General features: G+C 59.1%; 3 protein-coding genes. 2 read left to right on the top strand and 1 reads right to left on the bottom strand.

The window, feature by feature from the left end:
- Positions 1 to 541 (bottom strand): Yip1 family protein (locus tag DBR24_RS05715; RefSeq protein WP_146188967.1); only part of this gene is annotated, 541 nt, incomplete at its 3' end.
- A 464-nt stretch (positions 542 to 1,005) separates the two neighbouring features.
- On the opposite strand from DBR24_RS05715, the gene ttcA reads away from it, so the two are divergent.
- A complete protein-coding gene (gene ttcA, locus DBR24_RS05710; RefSeq protein ID WP_128614162.1) occupies positions 1,006 to 1,830 on the top strand; it encodes a tRNA 2-thiocytidine(32) synthetase TtcA in 825 nt (274 codons plus the stop codon).
- A 152-nt stretch (positions 1,831 to 1,982) separates the two neighbouring features.
- Positions 1,983 to 2,657: a DNA-3-methyladenine glycosylase I gene (locus tag DBR24_RS05700; RefSeq protein WP_123466922.1), complete on the top strand. Its 675-nt coding sequence runs from the start codon at positions 1,983 to 1,985 to the stop codon at positions 2,655 to 2,657.
- The last annotated feature ends 38 nt before the right edge of the window (positions 2,658 to 2,695 follow it).

Raw genomic sequence — 2,695 nt, 5'->3', positions numbered from 1 at the left:
CCACCAGCACCACCAGACCGACCGCGAGCACTGAGCTGGAAAACAGAAAGCCTTCGTCCGAGGGAATGTTCATGAACGTCGGCAACCCGACGTACAGCAGGTAGACCGTGTAGCAAATGGCCGCCGTGCCGACGATCATCCCCAGCCACATGTGCGGATACAGCGCCGCCAGGCCGCCGACGAACAGCGGCGTTGCGGTGTAGGTGGCGAACGCGACGCAACGGGCCAGGCTCGGGTTGGCGTCATAGGTGCGCGCCATCCAGTGCACGAAAGCGCCCATCACCGCGACCCCGCCGAGCATCGCCAGGTATGACATCACAGTCATCCAGATCGCGCTTTCCACGGTGAGCATCACCGGCGCCCGGTTGCCGATCACCCAGCCAACCTGGGTGGTGCCGATAAACGCCGAAACGGCCGGAATCGCCGCGAGAATCAGCGTGTGGGTCAGGTACATGTGGCTGATGCTTTCCTCTTGGTCGCCACGGATCTCCTTCCATTCCTGATCGGGGTGGGTAAACAGTCCCACTACGTGATGGATCATGCCAGTCACTCCTCTTGTTATTGCCATCGCCCCCCAGCGGAGCGCCTACGGGCCAAGGTGGCCGAGCAAATACAGGTCTTCAGATGTGTGCGACCTTATGACGCAGTATAGAAAGGTCTTAACCGCACTGGGACTAGGGGCTTAGAGCAAATCGCGCTGTAAATACGGGGCTTAATCGCCTTGGGGTCTTGGCATCAGCTCTTTTTTATCTTTGAAATACATTTGTGGTGAGGGGATTTATCCCCGATGGGGTGCGAAGCAGCCCCAAAACCTCAGAACTCTATTTTCCCGATACTTCGCGATGGATGGTTTGACGACTGCTGCGCAGCCGATCGGGGGTAAATCCCCTCGCCACAGAGGGCAATGCAGACCTCGGAAGAATGGGGCAGACTCTCGGCCCTTCGCCCCCACGGGGTTTTTGCGTAAAATGCCCGCCTTTCGTCACACCTCACGGATTTCGCGTCATGGGCACTCTTACGGTCAACCAGAACAAACTGCAAAAGCGCCTGCGCCGCCTGGCCGGCGAAGCGGTCGCCGACTTCAACATGATCGAAGACGGCGACAAGGTCATGGTCTGCCTGTCCGGAGGCAAGGACAGCTACACCATGCTCGACGTGTTGATGCACCTGCAGAAGGTTGCACCGATCAAGTTCGAGATCGTCGCGGTGAACATGGACCAGAAGCAGCCGGGTTTCCCCGAGCACGTGCTGCCGGCCTACCTGAAAGAGCTGGGCGTCGAGTACCACATCGTCGAGAAAGACACCTACTCGGTGGTCAAGGAGCTGGTGCCGGAAGGCAAGACCACCTGCTCGTTGTGCTCGCGCCTGCGTCGCGGCACGCTGTACACCTTTGCCGACGAAATCGGCGCGACCAAAATGGCCCTCGGTCACCATCGCGATGACATCGTCGAGACGTTCTTCCTCAACATGTTCTTCAACGGCACCCTCAAGGCGATGCCGCCGAAACTGCGTGCCGATGACGGCCGTAACGTGGTGATCCGCCCGCTGGCCTACTGCAACGAGAAGGACATCCAGGCCTACTCGGACTTCAGGGCTTTCCCGATCATCCCGTGCAACCTCTGCGGTTCGCAGGAAAACCTGCAGCGTCAGGTGGTCAAGGAAATGCTTCAGGACTGGGAGCGCAAGACCCCGGGTCGAACCGAAAGCATCTTCCGCAGTCTGCAGAACGTGGTGCCGTCGCAACTGGCCGACCGCAATCTGTTCGACTTCACCAGCCTGAAGATCGACGAAACAGCGGCTTCGCGCTTCGTTAACGTCGTCAACCTGTAAACATACTTCAAATGTGGGAGCGAGCTTGCTCGCGAAGGCGTCGTGTCAGCCGACATCAATGTTGAATGGCATACCGCTTTCGCGAGCAAGCTCGCTCCCACAGTGTTTTGTGTTCAAAGGTAGAATTTCATTTTCAATTCCCGGGAGAGGGCATGCGCGATTACAAGTGGCTGCACGAATACTGTCTGAACCGCTTCGGTTCGGCGGCTGAACTGGAAGCCCATCTGCCCGTTCCCAAGACCGCGGCGCAATTGCGCAAGATCAGCGACGACCGCTACCTCTCGACCATGGCCCTGCGCGTGTTCCGCGCCGGGCTCAAGCACAGTCTGGTGGACGCCAAGTGGCCGGCCTTCGAGGACGTGTTCTTCAAGTTCGACCCGGAAAAAGTCGTGCTGATGAGCGCCGAGCACCTCGAACGCCTGATGCAGGACGCGCGGATCATTCGCCACCTGGGCAAGCTCAAGAGCGTGCCGCGCAATGCGCAGTTCATCCTCGATGTCGAGAAGGAGAAGGGCAGTTTCGGCGCGCTGATCGCTGACTGGCCGGTGACCGATATCGTCGGTCTGTGGACCTACCTGAAAAAGCACGGGAGTCAGCTGGGCGGGCTGTCGGCGCCACGCTTTTTGCGCATGGTCGGCAAGGATACCTTCGTGCCGAGCTACGACGTGGTCGCCGCGCTGAATGCACAAAAGATCGTCGACAAGGCCCCGACCAGCCTGCGCGATCTGGCGATTGTGCAGGAGACGTTCAACCAGTGGCATGAACAGAGTGGCGGGCGGCCGATGAGCCAGATTTCGATGATGCTCGCGTACACCGTCAATCATTAAGACCGCGTCGCTCTAATCGCTGGCAAGCCAGCTACCAC

The sequence above is a fragment of the Pseudomonas sp. HMWF006 genome (genome assembly GCF_003061205.1).
Classification (GTDB): domain Bacteria; phylum Pseudomonadota; class Gammaproteobacteria; order Pseudomonadales; family Pseudomonadaceae; genus Aquipseudomonas; species Aquipseudomonas monsensis.
Note: the sequence above shows the minus strand (reverse complement) of the source record. Positions and strands in the feature narration are given on the sequence as shown.